The 16,573-nt window shown below is 42.9% G+C and carries 14 protein-coding genes; 3 read left to right on the forward strand and 11 right to left on the reverse strand.

Annotation, left to right across the window (positions count from 1 at the left end; genetic code table 11):
• Positions 1–45 precede the first annotated feature (45 nt).
• Positions 46–1,164 carry a citrate synthase gene (gene citZ, locus TV75_RS13260; protein WP_044339274.1) on the reverse strand — a complete coding sequence of 373 codons (1,119 nt, stop codon included), beginning with the start codon at positions 1,162–1,164 and terminating at the stop codon, positions 46–48.
• A 469-nt stretch (positions 1,165–1,633) separates the two neighbouring features.
• On the reverse strand, positions 1,634–2,089 hold the full coding sequence (locus TV75_RS13265) for a DUF441 domain-containing protein (RefSeq protein ID WP_044339275.1): 456 nt from the start codon (positions 2,087–2,089) through the stop codon (positions 1,634–1,636).
• A gap of 150 nt (positions 2,090–2,239) precedes the next feature.
• On the opposite strand from TV75_RS13265, the gene ytvI reads away from it, so the two are divergent.
• The gene (ytvI, locus tag TV75_RS13270) at positions 2,240–3,346 is read left to right on the forward strand and encodes a sporulation integral membrane protein YtvI (RefSeq protein WP_044339276.1); all 1,107 of its coding nucleotides are present in this window, start codon (positions 2,240–2,242) and stop codon (positions 3,344–3,346) included.
• 95 nt (positions 3,347–3,441) lie between these two features.
• Here the strand turns inward: ytvI and TV75_RS13275 are convergent, their stop codons facing one another.
• The 9 genes from TV75_RS13275 to dnaE all read right to left on the reverse strand — a co-directional run bounded on the left by TV75_RS13275 (position 3,442) and on the right by dnaE (position 15,482).
• A complete protein-coding gene (locus TV75_RS13275) occupies positions 3,442–4,017 on the reverse strand; it encodes a GNAT family N-acetyltransferase (protein WP_044339277.1) in 576 nt (191 codons plus the stop codon).
• Between the two features lie 338 nt (positions 4,018–4,355).
• Positions 4,356–4,742, reverse strand: a complete 387-nt coding sequence (locus tag TV75_RS13280; RefSeq protein ID WP_044339278.1) for an FxsA family protein — start codon at positions 4,740–4,742, stop codon at positions 4,356–4,358.
• Positions 4,743–4,978: 236 nt separating this feature from the next.
• Positions 4,979–6,739, reverse strand: coding sequence for a pyruvate kinase (gene pyk / locus TV75_RS13285; protein ID WP_044339279.1), 1,761 nt, complete (start codon positions 6,737–6,739; stop codon positions 4,979–4,981).
• A 30-nt stretch (positions 6,740–6,769) separates the two neighbouring features.
• The gene (gene pfkA, locus TV75_RS13290) at positions 6,770–7,729 is read right to left on the reverse strand and encodes a 6-phosphofructokinase (protein ID WP_044339458.1); all 960 of its coding nucleotides are present in this window, start codon (positions 7,727–7,729) and stop codon (positions 6,770–6,772) included.
• A 340-nt stretch (positions 7,730–8,069) separates the two neighbouring features.
• Positions 8,070–9,050, reverse strand: coding sequence for an acetyl-CoA carboxylase carboxyl transferase subunit alpha (gene accA / locus TV75_RS13295; RefSeq protein WP_044339280.1), 981 nt, complete (start codon positions 9,048–9,050; stop codon positions 8,070–8,072).
• Positions 9,044–9,913, reverse strand: coding sequence for an acetyl-CoA carboxylase, carboxyltransferase subunit beta (gene accD, locus TV75_RS13300; protein ID WP_044339281.1), 870 nt, complete (start codon positions 9,911–9,913; stop codon positions 9,044–9,046). The genes accA and accD overlap by 7 nt, the downstream gene beginning before the upstream one ends.
• Before the next feature lie 162 nt (positions 9,914–10,075).
• Positions 10,076–10,735, reverse strand: a complete 660-nt coding sequence (locus TV75_RS22555; protein ID WP_172655765.1) for a FadR/GntR family transcriptional regulator — start codon at positions 10,733–10,735, stop codon at positions 10,076–10,078.
• Complete coding sequence (locus tag TV75_RS13310) at positions 10,732–11,970, reverse strand: NAD(P)-dependent malic enzyme (protein ID WP_044339282.1); 1,239 nt, start codon at positions 11,968–11,970, stop codon at positions 10,732–10,734. Before TV75_RS13310 ends, TV75_RS22555 begins: the two co-directional genes overlap by 4 nt.
• A gap of 161 nt (positions 11,971–12,131) precedes the next feature.
• Complete coding sequence (gene dnaE, locus TV75_RS13315; RefSeq protein WP_044339283.1) at positions 12,132–15,482, reverse strand: DNA polymerase III subunit alpha; 3,351 nt, start codon at positions 15,480–15,482, stop codon at positions 12,132–12,134.
• A 137-nt stretch (positions 15,483–15,619) separates the two neighbouring features.
• Here dnaE and TV75_RS13320 point away from each other — a divergent pair, with 137 nt between their 5' ends.
• Both TV75_RS13320 and ytrI read left to right on the forward strand, forming a co-directional pair.
• Entirely contained in the window at positions 15,620–15,955 is a 336-nt protein-coding gene (locus TV75_RS13320) for a YtrH family sporulation protein (RefSeq protein WP_044339284.1), read from the forward strand.
• Positions 15,952–16,455 carry a sporulation membrane protein YtrI gene (ytrI, locus tag TV75_RS13325; protein ID WP_044339285.1) on the forward strand — a complete coding sequence of 168 codons (504 nt, stop codon included), beginning with the start codon at positions 15,952–15,954 and terminating at the stop codon, positions 16,453–16,455. Before TV75_RS13320 ends, ytrI begins: the two co-directional genes overlap by 4 nt.
• The last annotated feature ends 118 nt before the right edge of the window (positions 16,456–16,573 follow it).

Consider the following 16,573-nt stretch of genomic DNA (forward strand, 5'->3'; position numbering starts at 1 on the left):
TCTTATTATTACACCAATATTTTTACTATTTGTAAATATTGATGATTAACCTCTTTGTTCAACCGGAACATATTCCTGCTTACCAGGCCCTACATAATCAGCACGAGGACGGATCAGGCGGTTGTTTGAATATTGTTCCAGAATGTGTGCCAACCAGCCGGATACACGGCTTACAGCAAAGATCGGAGTGAATAGATCATGATCGATACCCAGGCTGTGGTAGACAGATGCTGAGTAGAAATCAACATTTGGCGGCAAGCCTTTATTTGACGTAAATACGTCTTCTACCTTAACGGACATTTCGTAGTATTCACTTTGTCCCGTTAATTCAGTTAATTTTTTGGACATTTCTTTAAGATGCTTCGCACGAGGGTCTCCCTGACGGTAAACGCGGTGACCGAAGCCCATGATTTTTTCTTTTTTCTCTAATTTGTCCAGAATATATGATTCTGCTTTATCAACCGATCCGATTTCAGTAAGCATCTTCATTACCTGCTCGTTCGCCCCACCGTGCAGAGGTCCTTTTAAAGCACCGATGGCAGCAGTGACGCCTGAATATACATCAGAAAGAGTAGCGACACAAACACGTGCAGTGAATGTGGAAGCGTTTAACTCGTGATCCGCATGAAGAACAAGTGCTTTATTGAAAGCCTCGATCTCAACCGGCTCTGGATCTTTACCTGTCAGCATATATAGGAAATTAGCAGCGAAACCTAAATCCTTGCGAGGTGCAATAGGCTCTTGTCCATTGCGGATCCGTGAAAAGCTCGTTACGATCGTAGGGATCTTGGCTTGAAGACGAACAGCTTTTAAATAGTTTTCCTTCTCGTCCATTACATCTGCTTTCTCATCATATAATCCAAGTAAAGATACAGCAGAACGTAAAGCAGCCATAGGATGGACTTCCTTGATGTTATACATCTTGAAGTGCTCGATGACCTCTTTAGGCAATTCAGCGTTATCTGCTAACAGCTCTGTAAATTCCTGAAGCTCTGATGAAGTAGGCAGTTTCAGATGCCATAATAAGTAGATAACCTCTTCAAAGCTGGCATTGTTTGCTAAATCATCGATGTTGTAGCCAACATATGTAAGAGTATCGTCAATGATCGAACTGATGGACGATGTCGTTGCTACAACTCCTTCTAATCCGCGAGTTGCTGTCATAATAACCTCTCCTTTTGTTAAGTATTTCTCTTTACCCATTTTCATATGAGCATAAAACCCTACAAGACTATCAATTAAGTCAGTAGGCTTGTTTAAAAAGAACATAAATAAAATGTTGAGCGTTTGCTCAATTCCTATACAAAAAATGATTCCCGGCTCTACGGTAGTGAAAAACTACTTCATCGAGCTTGGGATGCGCTTACATTTCCTATTATAAACAATTATCTGACTTTTGTGAATGAAAACGCACTAATTTCTATAAAAATTATTTTTCTAGAAAAATAAACCATGCAAGATTATTGTCATAAAGTGAGAGAGTACAAGCATTTACAGACTTTGTTGGACTTGCTTTAGAGAAATAATTAGATGGGGAAAATGTATAATCAGATTCAGAAATTCCGTGTTAGGAAGCTATTTCGATTCCCTGCCTCCATTGAAGCCGGGTTAGGTGCGCTTCACCCGGCACGAATTAAAAGAACTCATATAATTTCATCGCAAGGTATGCAATTCCTGCACCGATCAGCGGTCCGACAGCTACTCCTTCAAAAAACGCCACCGCAAGGACAGTTCCGAGAACTAGAGCTGTCGTAATATGGGGATCATCTTCCAACAGTGTCAATCCACTCTTCGCAATTAAGGCGACCGCCATTCCTGAAGCAAGGGCAATCCACGCATAGGGTGACTTCAATGAATCATATAGATCTTTAAAGCCGATTTCACCTGTAGCGATTGGTGCCAATACAGCAATGGTGATGATTGTGACCCCCCAGTTAATACCCTTGGACTGAATGGTGGCAAACACCTTTTCATCGAGGCCCGCCAACTTAAGAATAATTAAAAATGCTACGGCTATAATAATGGATTGGTTCTTGGCAATGAAGCCTATCCCCAATAAGAGCAGCAAAAACATAAATGGCTGGGACATGTGAATACTCTTCCTTCCTATCCTAAATCCAATCATTATCCTACCATATCAACTTTCTATATAAAAATGAGAAACCTCTTTAAATTAAACTTCCTTTCATTTCCTGTCTCATTTAAAATAGAAGTAGAAAGTCGGGTAGGAGGGAAGCCTTTGAATGTAGAATATGTTTATCGAACGATACGGTTCTTGATCGTTGTAGCTATCGTTATACTCTCATTGATTTCATTCTATTACATATGGAAACTTGCTTATCCGTTTATCATTGCCATTGCCATCGCACTACTTATCAATCCTCTGGTGAATTGGCTTGAAAGATGGCTGCCGAGGATATGGGCTGTTGCTTTATCTCTCATATTGATTGTTGCCATCTTTGTTGGTCTTATCACCCTGCTTATTGCGGAGATCGTTTCCGGTGCGAACTATTTAGCTGAGGTGCTTCCTAAGCATGTGGAAACCTTGGTCAAATATGCCGAGGATATCATAGTAGGTCAAGTCATTCCACTATACAACCAGCTCTCAGGTTTATTCAAGAATCTTGAAGCCGGGCAACAGGACACCATATTAGAAAATGTTCAGAATGCCGGAACAAAAATCGCTACATCAGCAGGGGACTTCCTGCAAAACTTTTTCACCAAATTGCCTCAGTTGATTTCATGGATCCCAAATGCGGCATCCGTCCTGATTTTTGCAGCTTTAGCGACATTCTTTATCAGTAAGGACTGGTATACATTATCGGCTAAAGCAGAGAAAGTCATTCCCGGTAAAGCCATGAGCAGCGGCAGAAAAGTATTTATTGATCTGAAAAAGGCGCTATTCGGATTTATCAGGGCTCAGTTCACCCTCATATCGATCACGGCGATCATCGTGTTAATCGGTTTGATCATCCTGAGAGTGGATTACGCCATCACCATTGCACTCGTCACAGGTCTCGTTGATATCTTGCCCTACCTCGGCACAGGAGCGGTTTTCGTTCCCTGGATCATCTATGAATTCATAACAGGAAACGTCGGATTAGGCATCGGTTTATCCGTGCTCTATCTGGTTGTCGTGGTACAGCGTCAAATCATGGAGCCGAAAGTACTGTCATCAAGCATAGGACTCGATCCACTCGCCACCCTGATTGCTCTCTTTGTCGGCTTTAAGCTCATCGGGTTTCTTGGATTGATCGTTGGTCCCGTGGTGCTGGTCATTCTATCCACTCTAAAGAGAGCCGGTGTTTTTGAAGATACGTGGAAGTTTATAATGGGGGTAAAATAGGAAAAAGCACTGCAAATCGCAGTGCTTTTTCCTATTTTTGATTTCAATTGGACAGAGCTTTATTCCGCAATCGCTACATAATAATATATGTGAAACTACTCATCACTCAACATATTAAGATAATCTTCTTGAAGAAGCCCATAGACAGCACAATCCTTATAATGATTCTTGGCATTGCGAATCATATGTTTAATAGTTCCTTCTTGTTCCATTCCAACTTTGCGCATAATCTTTCCAGAGGCTGGGTTGTCAGTATTATGTGCTGCTGAAATTTTGTGGATTTTCATATGTCTAAATCCAAATTCAATGACCGTTTTCAATGCTTCAGTTCCATACCCTTTGTTCCACCATTGATAACCAATTGAATAACCTACCTCACAATTCTCAGTTGTTTTATCAAAATTGAAAAGATCAATTGCTCCAATCAATTTACCACTTTCTTTCAGTTCAATACCCCAATAACAGAATTCTAGAGATTCATATTTACTTACGATCTCGGTTACCCTCTCAATTGTTTCCGAGACAGACTTGTGTGCCCCTTTTATAAGATTATCCATTACTCGATCATCTGAAAGCCAATGGTCAAAAACACTTTGAGCATCTGTAAGTTCAATTCTTCTTAAAACTAATCGATCCGTTTCTAATGTTGGTGTACCTAAAAAAGTTATCACTTTCTCACCTTACCTATTCATATCTATATTCTAAATCATTTCTACAACATACTTAGAAATTCCTTCTTCATTATAGCCGTCGACTAATCCTTTTTGGCCAAAATTGGTAAGTCTTTTAACAAGTAAATCAGCATACCAAAGCGCAACCAGATAATAGTTATTGTCGTCTTTCTAAAACATATGCGAATCGGGGTGCTAATTTGAACGTGAAAACCCAATAAACCAACAAAAATAAGCAAGCTGATTCATATGCGAATCAGCCTGCTTATTTGCATTACTTTATTCTGTTTTGTACTTCAGAAGAAAACCCGTTACTCCCGGTGAGCAGTGCTTTTTTATTATCTGTAAATAATCACATTTCCATTATTGATCCAACGTTTGAATAGCTTATAAATAAACGGTTTAAACATTTTACGTGTGGGTGGAAGCAAAAGCAGGAACCCGATCGCATCAGTAATAAAACCAGGCGTCAGCAGAACGACCCCTCCAACCAGGATGCATAAACCATCTATGATCGCGTCACCAGGCAACTGACCGTACTGCATATCCTGCTGCGCTTTCCGAAGCGTTTCCATTCCTTGCTTCTTCGCTAAATAAGCTCCCAGAATCCCTGTCGTAATGATCAGTAAAACAGTCGGGATCAAGCCAAACGCTTGTCCGGAAAGAACCAGCAACCCAATTTCCAATGCGGGCACAATAATTAACAATAACAATATATATCTCATGAGGGATTCCTCCATACATTTAATACTTATTGCTTTCTATTATAACATATTAAGTATTTCTTGGTATTATGTGAAGGTTGTCTTAGAGGAAGAGTAAGTTTAAGCTATTGGCTCGGCAACAGATTATAGTTTGGGGGTTGTTGCGGCATTTTTGGTCTTTGTTGGGGAACTTTCGCCAGGATAGCCTATTTAAAAAAAGCCGGAGTCCACATAAGACTCCGGCTTTCATTCATTTCTTATAGTACGCTGGCGTGTCCGTTATAGATGACCCCGCGGGTAGCATCTACTGTGATTTCCTGGCCATTTGTGAATATAGAAGTGGCATTGTCTACACCAACAACGACAGGGATTCCTAAATTAATCCCTACTACTGCTGCATGACTTGTTAAACCGCCCTCTTCTACGATAAGAGCCGAGCATTTTTCCAGGGCTGGCATCATTTCTTTATCTGTTCCGATTGTAACAAGCACATTCCCCGGTTGAGTGTTCTTAACAGCTTCTGCTGCAGAAGTAGCTACAACCGCTTTACCGTAAGCAGATTTACGGCCGATTCCTTGGCCTTTTGCCACGATATCGCCTACCACATGGATTTTCATCAGATTTGTTGTTCCTGATTCACCGATCGGAACACCTGCTGTGATGATAATACGATCTCCATGCTTCGTCATACCTGAATTGACGCTTTCTTCTACTGCCATATCAAGCATTTCGTCCGTAGTCGTCACTTTACGTCCGACTGTTGGGTAAACACCCCAGACAAGTGCCAATCGGCGTGATACGGAATCTGTCCCCGTTACTGCCACGATTGGAGCTTTAGGACGGTACTTAGAAATCATGCGTGCTGTATGTCCGCTTTCTGTTGGAGCCACGATAGCATTTACATCAAGGTTAAGGGCCGTGTGAGCTACAGATTGACCGATGGCATCCGTCATATTATGCTCACTGTCTTTGCTGCGTGCCGATAGGATCTCATTGAAATCCAGTGCCGTTTCTGCTCTTGAAGCAATGTTATGCATCGTTTGAACAGCTTCTACAGGATAGGTACCTGCAGCTGTTTCACCTGAAAGCATGATTGCATCTGTACCATCGAAGATTGCATTGGCAACGTCACTTGCTTCCGCTCTTGTAGGTCTTGGGTTGCGCTGCATGGAATCAAGCATTTGAGTTGCCGTGATGACAGGCTTACCAAGTGAGTTACATTTCTTGATCAACATCTTCTGAACCAATGGTACTTCTTCAGCAGGGATTTCCACACCAAGATCTCCACGGGCCACCATCAAACCGTCTGAGACTTCAAGGATTTCATTGATATTATCTACACCCTCTTGATTCTCGATCTTAGGGATGATTTGAATATGAGAAGCGTTGTGTTCTTCCAATAATTGACGGATTTCCAATACGTCAGAAGCACGACGGACAAATGATGCCGCAATGAAGTCAACGCCTTGACCGATACCGAATACGATATCACTTGCGTCTTTTTCGGTAATCCCCGGTAAGTTCACCGATACACCGGGTACGTTTACACCTTTTTTGTTCTTAAGTGTCCCACTGTTGGCAACATATGTGTGAATTTCGCCGTTGGCTTTATCGATTTCCGTTACTTCCAAACCGATCAAACCGTCGTCAAGAAGGATTTTAGAACCAACATGCACATCATCGATCAATCCTTCGTATGTAACGGAGAATTTCTCAGTTGTTCCCAGTACTTCTTTCATGGAAACGATAACGTTTGAACCTTGCATTAATTCGATGGCACCGTCTTCCATATTATTTGTGCGGATTTCCGGGCCTTTTGTGTCCAGAAGGATTCCGACTGTCTTACCTGCTTTTTCAGCAGCTGCTCTGATGTTTTTAATACGCTGTCCATGCTCATCGTGGTCACCGTGTGAAAAGTTTAAGCGGGAAACGTTCATTCCGGCTTCGATTAGTTGAGATAACTTTTCTACACTCTCACTTGCAGGACCAATGGTACATACTATTTTCGTTTTTCTCATTTTCTTTACCTCCTGAAATCTTACAACAATTTAGATTGAAAGCTCTTTGGAAAGTCTGTACATGTCCAAATCGATTTGATGCGGCTTTGCAAGTGCTTCAATAATATCGTAATCAACTAGTTGATTCTTCTCAATCCCTACTGCTCTTCCGCCTTTTCCTTCGATCAACAGCTCGACTGCTCGTGCACCTAGACGGCTTGCAAGCACACGGTCTGATGCAGTTGGTGTTCCGCCACGTTGAATATGACCCAATACAGAGACCCGGGTATCCATTCCTGTTGCTTCAGTGAAACGATTAGCAAATTCATTTGCAGACATGACACCTTCTGCCACGATGATCACACTGTGCTTCTTCCCGCGCTCCTGGCCTTTTTTCAAGCGGGTCACTACATCATCAAGATCGAATTTTTCTTCAGGGATCAGGATGGTTTCAGCCCCGCCTGCAAGACCTGACCACAAAGCAAGATCTCCTGCATTGCGACCCATGACTTCGATGATGAATGTTCTTTCATGTGAGGTTGCCGTATCGCGAATCTTATCAATCGCATCAATGACCGTATTAAGGGCTGTATCGAATCCGATTGTATATTCGGTTCCCGGAATATCGTTATCGATCGTCCCCGGTACACCGACACATGGATATCCCCATTCCGTTAAGGCTTTTGCTCCCTGGTAAGATCCATCTCCACCAATGACAACGAGGCCTTCAATTCCATGCTTCTCTAATTGCTGTATGCCTTTTTGCTGACCTTCTTTTGTTTTGAATTCTTCACAGCGGGCTGTATAGAGCATGGTACCGCCACGATGAATAATGTCACCAACCGAACCAAGTTCAAGCTTCTTGATGTTCCCGTTAATCAATCCATTATAACCCTGATAAATTCCGTACACTTCTATATCAAGGAAAATGGCTTTACGTACAACCGCACGAACGGCTGCATTCATACCTGGTGAATCCCCACCACTTGTTAACACGCCAATCTTTTTCATTACGATCACCTCATTAAGAAATATGCCTTTATATGTAAATGAATGGTACAACTTGTTAATGGTTTCACATATATCTGAGAAAGGAAAATGGTACAATCTATCCTCTTGCATTCATTACATTATTATGGACCAATAGACTATGGATTATTTCTAAAATAACATGAAGATTCAAGGTTCTCAACAAGTTACGCTATCGAAATGCAAAAGACGAAATAATCTATTAAATGGAAGCGTTTTAATTGTTAAAACCTTCAAAATATCGTCACAAATCTTTATATCAAAGGAAAATTAATGAAAAAGACTGACAAAAGGTTATTCCTATTTGTCAGTCCATAGTTCATTATGATTTTACCCCAATTAAATCATTTAAAACTGAATATTCACCCATCGCTTTAAATTTTTCATAGCGATGCTGGATCAATTCTTCTTTCTTCATTGGGATTAGTTCTTTCAAGGATGCCTTTAATACTTCATTGATATATTGTGCTTGCTCTTCGACATCTTTATGAGCACCGCCTTTAACTTCCGTGACGATTTCATCAATGATTCCAAGCTCCTTCAGATCCGGTGCCGTGATTTTCATGGATTCAGCTGCACGTTTCGCTTGTGTGGAATCCTTCCACAGAATGGCTGCAGCCCCTTCAGGTGAAATCACGGAATAAGTGGAGTTTTCAAGCATGTGAATATGGTTACCGACTCCCAGTGCCAGGGCACCCCCACTTCCACCTTCCCCGATGACCATACAGATCACGGGAACGGTCAAGCCTGCCATTTCCACAAGGTTCCTTGCAATGGCTTCACTTTGGCCTCTTTCCTCTGCCGCTTTACCGGGATAGGCACCCTTAGTGTCAATGAAGCAAATGATCGGACGATTGAACTTGTCCGCTTGCTTCATCAATCGCAAGGCTTTTCGGTACCCTTCCGGATGGGGCATCCCAAAGTTCCGGCGGATATTTTCTTTCGTATCTTTCCCTCTTTGGTGGCCGATGATGGTCACAGGGACATCATGAAATTTCCCTACGCCTGAGACAATGGCTTCATCATCCCCATACAGGCGGTCACCGTGCATTTCGATAAAGTCCGTGAATAAATACTTTATATAATCCAGAGTGGTTGGACGATTAGGATGACGGGCAACTTGCACTCTTTCCCACGGCTTCATGTTTTCGTAGATATCGTTTTCAAGCTTCGTGAGCCTACTCTCCAGTTTCTCGATTTCCTTGGATAAATCGACGTCCGAATTCTGAGTGAATTCCTTAAGCTCCGCTATTTTTTTCTTGAGCTCAACTACAGGCTTTTCAAATTCCATCTCATTTACCATGGCAGATCACCGTCCCACTGATGTATATCAAGTACTGTCCCGATTTTCTCTTTTAACTCAAGTCTCGAGATGACTCCGTCAAGTTGACCATGCTTCAATAAAAATTCCGATGTTTGGAAGTCTTCCGGTAAGTCCTCCCTGATTGTCTGTTCAATGATCCTTCTGCCTGCGAAGCCGATAAGTGCTCCGGGCTCAGCAAAGTTATAGTCCCCTACGGACGCGAAACTTGCGGATACCCCGCCTGTCGTTGGGTGAGTCATAATCGAGATGAAGAGTCCCCCGTTTTCACTCAAACGATTAAGGGCCACACTGGTCTTGGCCATCTGCATCAGGGAAAGGACACCTTCCTGCATCCTAGCGCCCCCGGATGCCGTAAAGATAATGAATGGGACTTTTCGTTTGTCGGCTTCTTCAATGGCCCTAGTAATTTTCTCACCGACCACAGAGCCCATACTCCCCATTCTGAAACGTGAATCCATAATGGCCGTGACCACTTCGATCCCGTTCACCTTACCTGAACCAGTTAAAACCGCTTCATTCATACCTGTCTTCTTTCGGTCTTTTTCCACTTTCCCCTCATAATCAGGAAAGTTCAAAGGATTACCGGAAGTAAGTTCATGATCTAACTCTTTGAACGTACCTTCATCTATAAAACTATCGACTCTCTCTGGAGAGCTCATCCCATGATGATATCCGCAATGAATGCAAACCTTTAGGTTTTTTTGAAGTTCTTTCGTGTACATGATTTTTTTGCAATCAGGACATTTGGTCATGATGCCTTCCGGAACGTCTTGTTTAGCCGCTTCGGAAGGGATCGTTGCATATTTTTTCTTTTTGGATTTATTAAAAAGTTCCTTAAGCAAGGTGAAACCTCCTTAACTAATTACAGTAGCTTGTCTTTCTTCTGAAGGGAAAATGAAGATAACAAATGCTGAAAATCATTTTCCCAGAACCGGCTGCCGCTTTCGTTTCTAGTAGTAAATGCACGATATAAAACTGCTTGACTATCAGTTTAATGGAAAGGTTTAAAAAAAGATGTTGGAAATTGTCGCATCTTTATCGACAATTTCCCTGACCCTTTTATACGTCTCTTGCACAGTCTCTTTATCTTGTCTTTCTATTCCGTGAAGCATTGAGGTAATCTCTTCCCTCATTTGATCCGTTATCTTGATATCTCCACAAATCAATGATTCAAAGTCATTTAAGATATTCCAGATCCGCTGAGCCAAATGATTGGCGCTCATCATTACGATGTCCCTGAACACATCATCCAGGTTTTCAGCCCTTGAAGCAGTTTCCAGAAGTGCAGCCATCTGCTTTTCTTCTAGAAATAAACCTTTCAGCGCTTCTTTTTCAATCATCATCTTCGTATAGAGTATATCCTCCTGAGCCTTGTGATCCTGCAGGATGAACATGCCCAGAAGATCGATCAGATGATGATCCCGAAAGTCCCTTAAAAAGGTGCCTTCGCCCCTTTTCGTTTCAATCAGCCCCAACAATTCCAAGGCTCTTAATGCTTCCCTTACTGAAGAACGCCCAACGTTCAATCGTTCCGACAGTTCTCTTTCAGAAGGGATTTTATCTCCTGGCTGTAGGCCATCCTTCGATATCATTTCCCGTAGTTGGTGAACAATTCCAATATATACCTTTGCGTGAGTATGGAGAGAGTTCACTTCCGTCATCATTCACTCTTCCCGATAACCGCTAGATCTTCCGTCTTTTTACGAATTTCTTCAGGATCCACCTTCAGACGGGCTACTCCCGTCTCCATGGCTGCCTTTGCGACCGCAGCCGCAACGGCAGGTGCTACACGCTTATCGAACGGAGCAGGAATGACATAGTCTTCATTCAATTCATCTTCACTGATTAAAGATGCAATCGCTTCAACAGCGGCCTGCTTCATTTTTTCATTGATGTGAGTGGCGCGTACATCCAGAGCCCCGCGGAAAATTCCCGGGAATGCCAGAACATTATTCACTTGGTTAGGAAAATCGGATCGACCGGTACCCACCACTTTTGCTCCAGCCGCTTTTGCAAGGGCAGGCATAATTTCCGGAACAGGATTGGCCATGGCAAAAATGATTGGATCCTTCTTCATGGAAGAAACCATTTCTTCCGTTAACGCCCCTGCAACAGATACACCGATAAATACGTCTGCATCTTTTAATACTTCCGACAGTCCGCCTTTGATGTGGTCCTTATTGGTAAACTTGGCCACTTCGTCCTTAATGGCGTTCATTCCTTCAGGACGACCTTCGTAAATCGCTCCCTTGGAATCACACATGATGATATCTCTCACTCCATAGCGATAAAGAAGCTTAATGATCGCCATGCCGGCAGCACCGGCCCCATTTGCCACTACTCTGATTTCTGACATCTTCTTCCCGACAATCTTAAGAGCGTTCACAAGGCCTGCCACGGTTACAATGGCCGTACCATGCTGATCATCGTGAAACACTGGAATATTTGTTTCTTTCTTCAAACGTTCTTCGATTTCAAAGCAATTAGGAGCCGCAATGTCCTCTAAATTCACTCCGCCAAATGTAGGCTCAAGAAGTTTCACCGTTTCTACAATCTTGTCCACATCCGTCGTGTTCAAACAGATAGGGAACGCATCTACACCCGCAAAGCTTTTGAATAGAACCGCTTTTCCTTCCATAACGGGCAGGGCAGCTTCCGGTCCGATATTACCCAGCCCTAAAACAGCTGTACCATCTGAAACAACGGCCACCATATTCCCTTTCATCGTATAATCGTAAACCGTTTCAGGCTTGTCATAAATAACCTTACAAGGTTCGGCTACCCCAGGTGAGTAAGCCAGGCTCAGGTCATCCGCATTTCGGACTTCCACCTTGGACTTTGATTCTAATTTCCCTTTATTCACTCGATGCATATGCAGCGCTTCTTCACGTAATGACAAATTGACTCACTCCTTCTGATTCTTTACATGCTATGGATCGATCCATGCTTACACGAATCTTCTAAATGTAAATATATATAGTAAAAATGATAAGTTCAGAGGTGGTCAGACCACCTTTTTCTATTAAACAATAATATAAATATTGTGTTTAGTAAAGTATGTTATTGCAATATCACATTTGCTTTACCGAGAATTTGATGCAATTCACTTATGGCCTCTTCAGACGGGATCACGCGTAAATTGTCTGGAAGCTGAATGCTCTTTTTATCCCGTTCATAATAAACGATCACCGGGTTCTTCCCTTTAAAGCGATTAATGGTTTGGTGAATGTGGTGCATACACGCGTCTTCATCCTGACCCTTGGCAATTTTCAAATAAAGCTTCTGATCCCTTTCGTTCACTTTTCTTTCTGCCTCTTCCGTAGTTTCAAGGTGATTCACAATGAACTGAAGCTTATCGTTGCGATCTTCCACGTTACCTCCAAACAGAAGGATGTTCCCTTCTTTCAAAAGCGTCATATTATGACGATAAACATTTGGGAACACCACAGCCTCGATCTCGCCACTTTCATCACCGATTTCAAGGAATGCCATTACTTCCCCTTTTTTCGTCCGGATGGATTTCACTCCCATAATATAACCGCCGATTGTGATTTTCGAAGCCTTCTGAAGATCGGCTATCTGCTGCAAGCCAAGCTGGTCAAACAGGGGACGATGGGAAGAAACGGGATGATTGGATAAGTAGAGCCCCAGTACCTGCTTCTCGAATTGAAGCATGGTATCAATCGTCATATCCTCCACTTCCACGTATTTCGGTTTCAAGAGGAATGCTTCTTCTTCATGAAATAAATCAAGATCATTTTCGGGATTGACAAGCTCTGCATGCTGAGCCGCTACATCCAGGCTCGCAAGGAGAGTGGCCCGATCCACTTCAAATTCATCGAACGCCCCTGCCAATACCAGGTTTTCAAGGATTTTACGGTTAATCGTTTTGGAAGAAACCCTCATGCAAAAATCAAACAGATCCTGAAATGGCTTTTCTTTTCTTGCACGAATGATTTCCTTCAGGGCTGCTGCCCCTATTCCCTTAATGGCCCCCAGACTATAACGGATACGATTCTTACCTTCTACTGTGAAAACAAACTGACTCGTATTAATGGACGGGGGTAAAATCTCAAGTTCATAAAGCTTTGCTTCCCTAATATATTGAGCCACCTTCGTCTCATTCCCTACTACAGACGTTAAGAGGGAAGAGATGAAAAAAGCTGGATAATGCGCTTTTAAATACGCCAGTTGATAGGCGATCATGCTATACGCAACGGCATGTGACCGGTTGAAACCATAATCTGCGAATCTCACGATCAGGTCATAGATCGTATGTGCCACTTCTTCTGTATAGCCTTTCCGGATCGACCCGGAAACAAAATGCTCCCGCTCCTGATCGAGTACATCCTTTTTCTTCTTCGAAACCGCTCTTCTGAGCAAATCTGCTTCCCCTAGTGAGAAACCGGCCATTTTAGAAGCAATTTGCATGATTTGTTCCTGATATACAATGACGCCATAAGTCATTTCAAGAATCGGCTTTAAGTCGGGCAAAGGATATTCCACCTTTTCCACGCCGTGCTTCCGTTTGATATACGTCGGGATGTTTTCCATCGGCCCCGGACGGTACAACGCGTTAACGGCCACAATATCCTCAAATGAATTAGGCTTCAGTCTTTTTAAAACATTTCGCATTCCTTCTGATTCAAGCTGAAAAATCCCATTGGTCAGCCCTTTACTTAATAATTCAAAGGTTTTAGGATCATTCATGGGTATAGACTCAATGGAAAATGACTTATTGGTTCCCATTTGGACGTTCTTCACAATTCTTTCTAATATACTCAGATTACGGAGTCCAAGGAAATCCATTTTCAGCAACCCGATTTCTTCCAGTATGTCCATAGAGAATTGAGTCAGATGGATGCCGGATGCACTGCCCTGGATCGGTACCCACTGTACTAACGGAGCTTCACTCATCACGACTCCCGCCGCATGGGTCGACGTATGTCTTGGAAGTCCTTCAAGTTTAAGAGCCGTCTGAAATAATTTCTTATAATGATCAGACCCCGTCACAAATTCGCGGAATCCCTTGGACTTTTCATAAGCTTCCTGCAGCGTGATCCCCAACTGATTCGGGACTAGCTTGGATACTTGCTCCTGCTCCTTCATATTCAAGCCGAATACACGACCTGTATCACGCAGTGCTGCCTTCGCTGCAAAGGTCCCGAACGTAATGATCTGGGCAACGTGTAGGCTTCCATACTTCCCTTCCACATATTCGATCACTTCGTCACGTCGGTGATCGGGAAAATCGATATCAATATCCGGCATGGACACCCGCTCAGGATTTAAAAATCGTTCAAACAGCAAATGATGCTCGATCGGATCCACATCTGTAATCCTCAATGCGTAAGATACCAAGGAACCGGCTGCCGATCCCCTCCCAGGTCCTGTCAGGATATTTCTTTCTTTAGCAAACTTCATAAAATCCCAGACAATCAGGAAGTAATCGCTGAATCCCATCCTGCCGATGACTTCAAGCTCATAATCCAATCGCTCTATGTACTCATCCGAAACCGTATCTACCCTCTCACTTAATCCCTTTTCACATAGATGGGTCAATTCCTGCAGGGCGGACACCCCTTCAGGCAGAGGGTATTTTGGGAGGAGCTGTTGATGGAAGGGGATGGTCAGATGGCACTGATCCGCAATCTTCATCGTATTCTCGAGTTCCGTGACATGATCAGAAAATAGATCCACCATCTGCTCTTTGGACTTGAAGTAATACTCCTGTGAACCCAATACGTACCGGTCATCGTCAGAGAGCTTCACTCCGTCACGGATCGCTTCCATGCACTCGTGGGCGAAATGATCTTCCTGATCGAGGTACTGCACATCATTGGTGGCGACCATTTCTGTCCCCGTCTCTACAGCTACCTGCTCAAGGAGAGGGATAAGAGTATCCTCAGACGGGATCCCGTGCTTTTGAATGCTTAAATAAAAGGAGTCCCTCCCGAACATTTGTTGATAGGTCCGGATGCTTTCTTTCGCTTTTTCCCTTTCATCATTCAATAGGCAGGTTTCAATCTCCCCCAAGACCCCCGGAGTAATGGCAATCAGACCCTCACTATAAGATGCGAGCCACTTCAACGGAAGCCCGTCCTTCGACTTCGCTCCGATGGCACTCGAGATTTTCAATAGATTCTGATAGCCCATTTGATTTTTCACAAGGAGGACCAAAGGATAGGAACCTTCCTCTGAGGCAATATCTGCGGTAAGCCCGATGATCGGCTTGATACCTTCTTTTAAACACGCCTTATAAAAAGGGATGGCGGCATACATCATATTTTTATCGGTTAAAGCTAGCGCTCTATACCCCGATTCCTTCGCTTTATGTACAAGTCCATTTATCGATATCGTGCTAGACAAGAGACTATAGGCACTCGCTACTTGTAAATGAACAAATGACATGTTATGCACAACCTTTTTCTCAATATACTTTTATTATAGGAAAGAAACCGAAAAAAAGAAAATATGTTCTCCCTCATATCTTGTCCCCGAATCCCATATAGTTATCGTAAAGACACGTAATAGATGGAGATGATGAAATGGCAGAAGCTTTCTTTCCGGAATTATTCAAAAGCTTCTTTATTGCTATGGGGGTACTGCTGGGGGGCTCCCTTCTAGGCGGGCTTGCCTCTTTCGCCATGGGGCAGCCTTTATTCATTGAAATGAGACGACTTTCCGATTTCCTGCGCATCTGGGCCATCATCGCAGCGATCGGCGGCACTTTCGATACGGTATACAGCTTTGAAAAAGGCTTTCTGAATGGAGAAACGAAAGAACTCTTCAAACAATTCCTATTGATTCTTTCCGCTTTAGGAGGAGCCAATACCGCTGCCATGATCATTTCATGGCTCACACAGGAGCATATGCCATCATGAGAATCCCACCGTTTTACCGGCTCCCTTCCTGGCAGCGTTTCTTTGCAGGAATGGTTGTAGGAGGAATCCTCAGCTGGATGATCTTCTTATTCATGTTCGGAACCATGCATGAGAAGCAAGCACAGAAGATAGAAGAACAGAAACATGACATTAGCAAACTGAAAAACACCCTATCCTATCTTCAAGAAGAATACAAACAATTAAACAACGAAAACGAAGAAGGACTCACCATCCAGGAAGTCAAAGTGAAGATCATCAACAATACGAAAACAAAAGTGGAATTACTCAGTATACACGAAACAGAGGACCGTTTGAGCGAGGATTTGCGGAGCCTGTTGACCAAGGATCTCGAAACGGTCTACGGTAATAAGGAGCTTATCAAAAAGATCATTGAAAATAAAACGGTTAAGCTGAATGATAAGGACTTTCAGTTGAAAGTGAAGGAAATGTACTTTTATACGACGACGCAGATTACGTTGGAGTTGAGGTATGAGGAATAATGAGCTTTGTTGTGAACCTGTCGGATGGCAGGTTCTTTTTTGTGGAATTCATGCACTTTTAAAGTGAAATCGACAGCTGGAGCGGCCGTTTTTTATCAATATCCTTTTGTTAAGTATT

Source organism: Rossellomorea aquimaris, from assembly GCF_000935355.1.
Taxonomy (GTDB): domain Bacteria; phylum Bacillota; class Bacilli; order Bacillales; family Bacillaceae_B; genus Rossellomorea; species Rossellomorea aquimaris_B.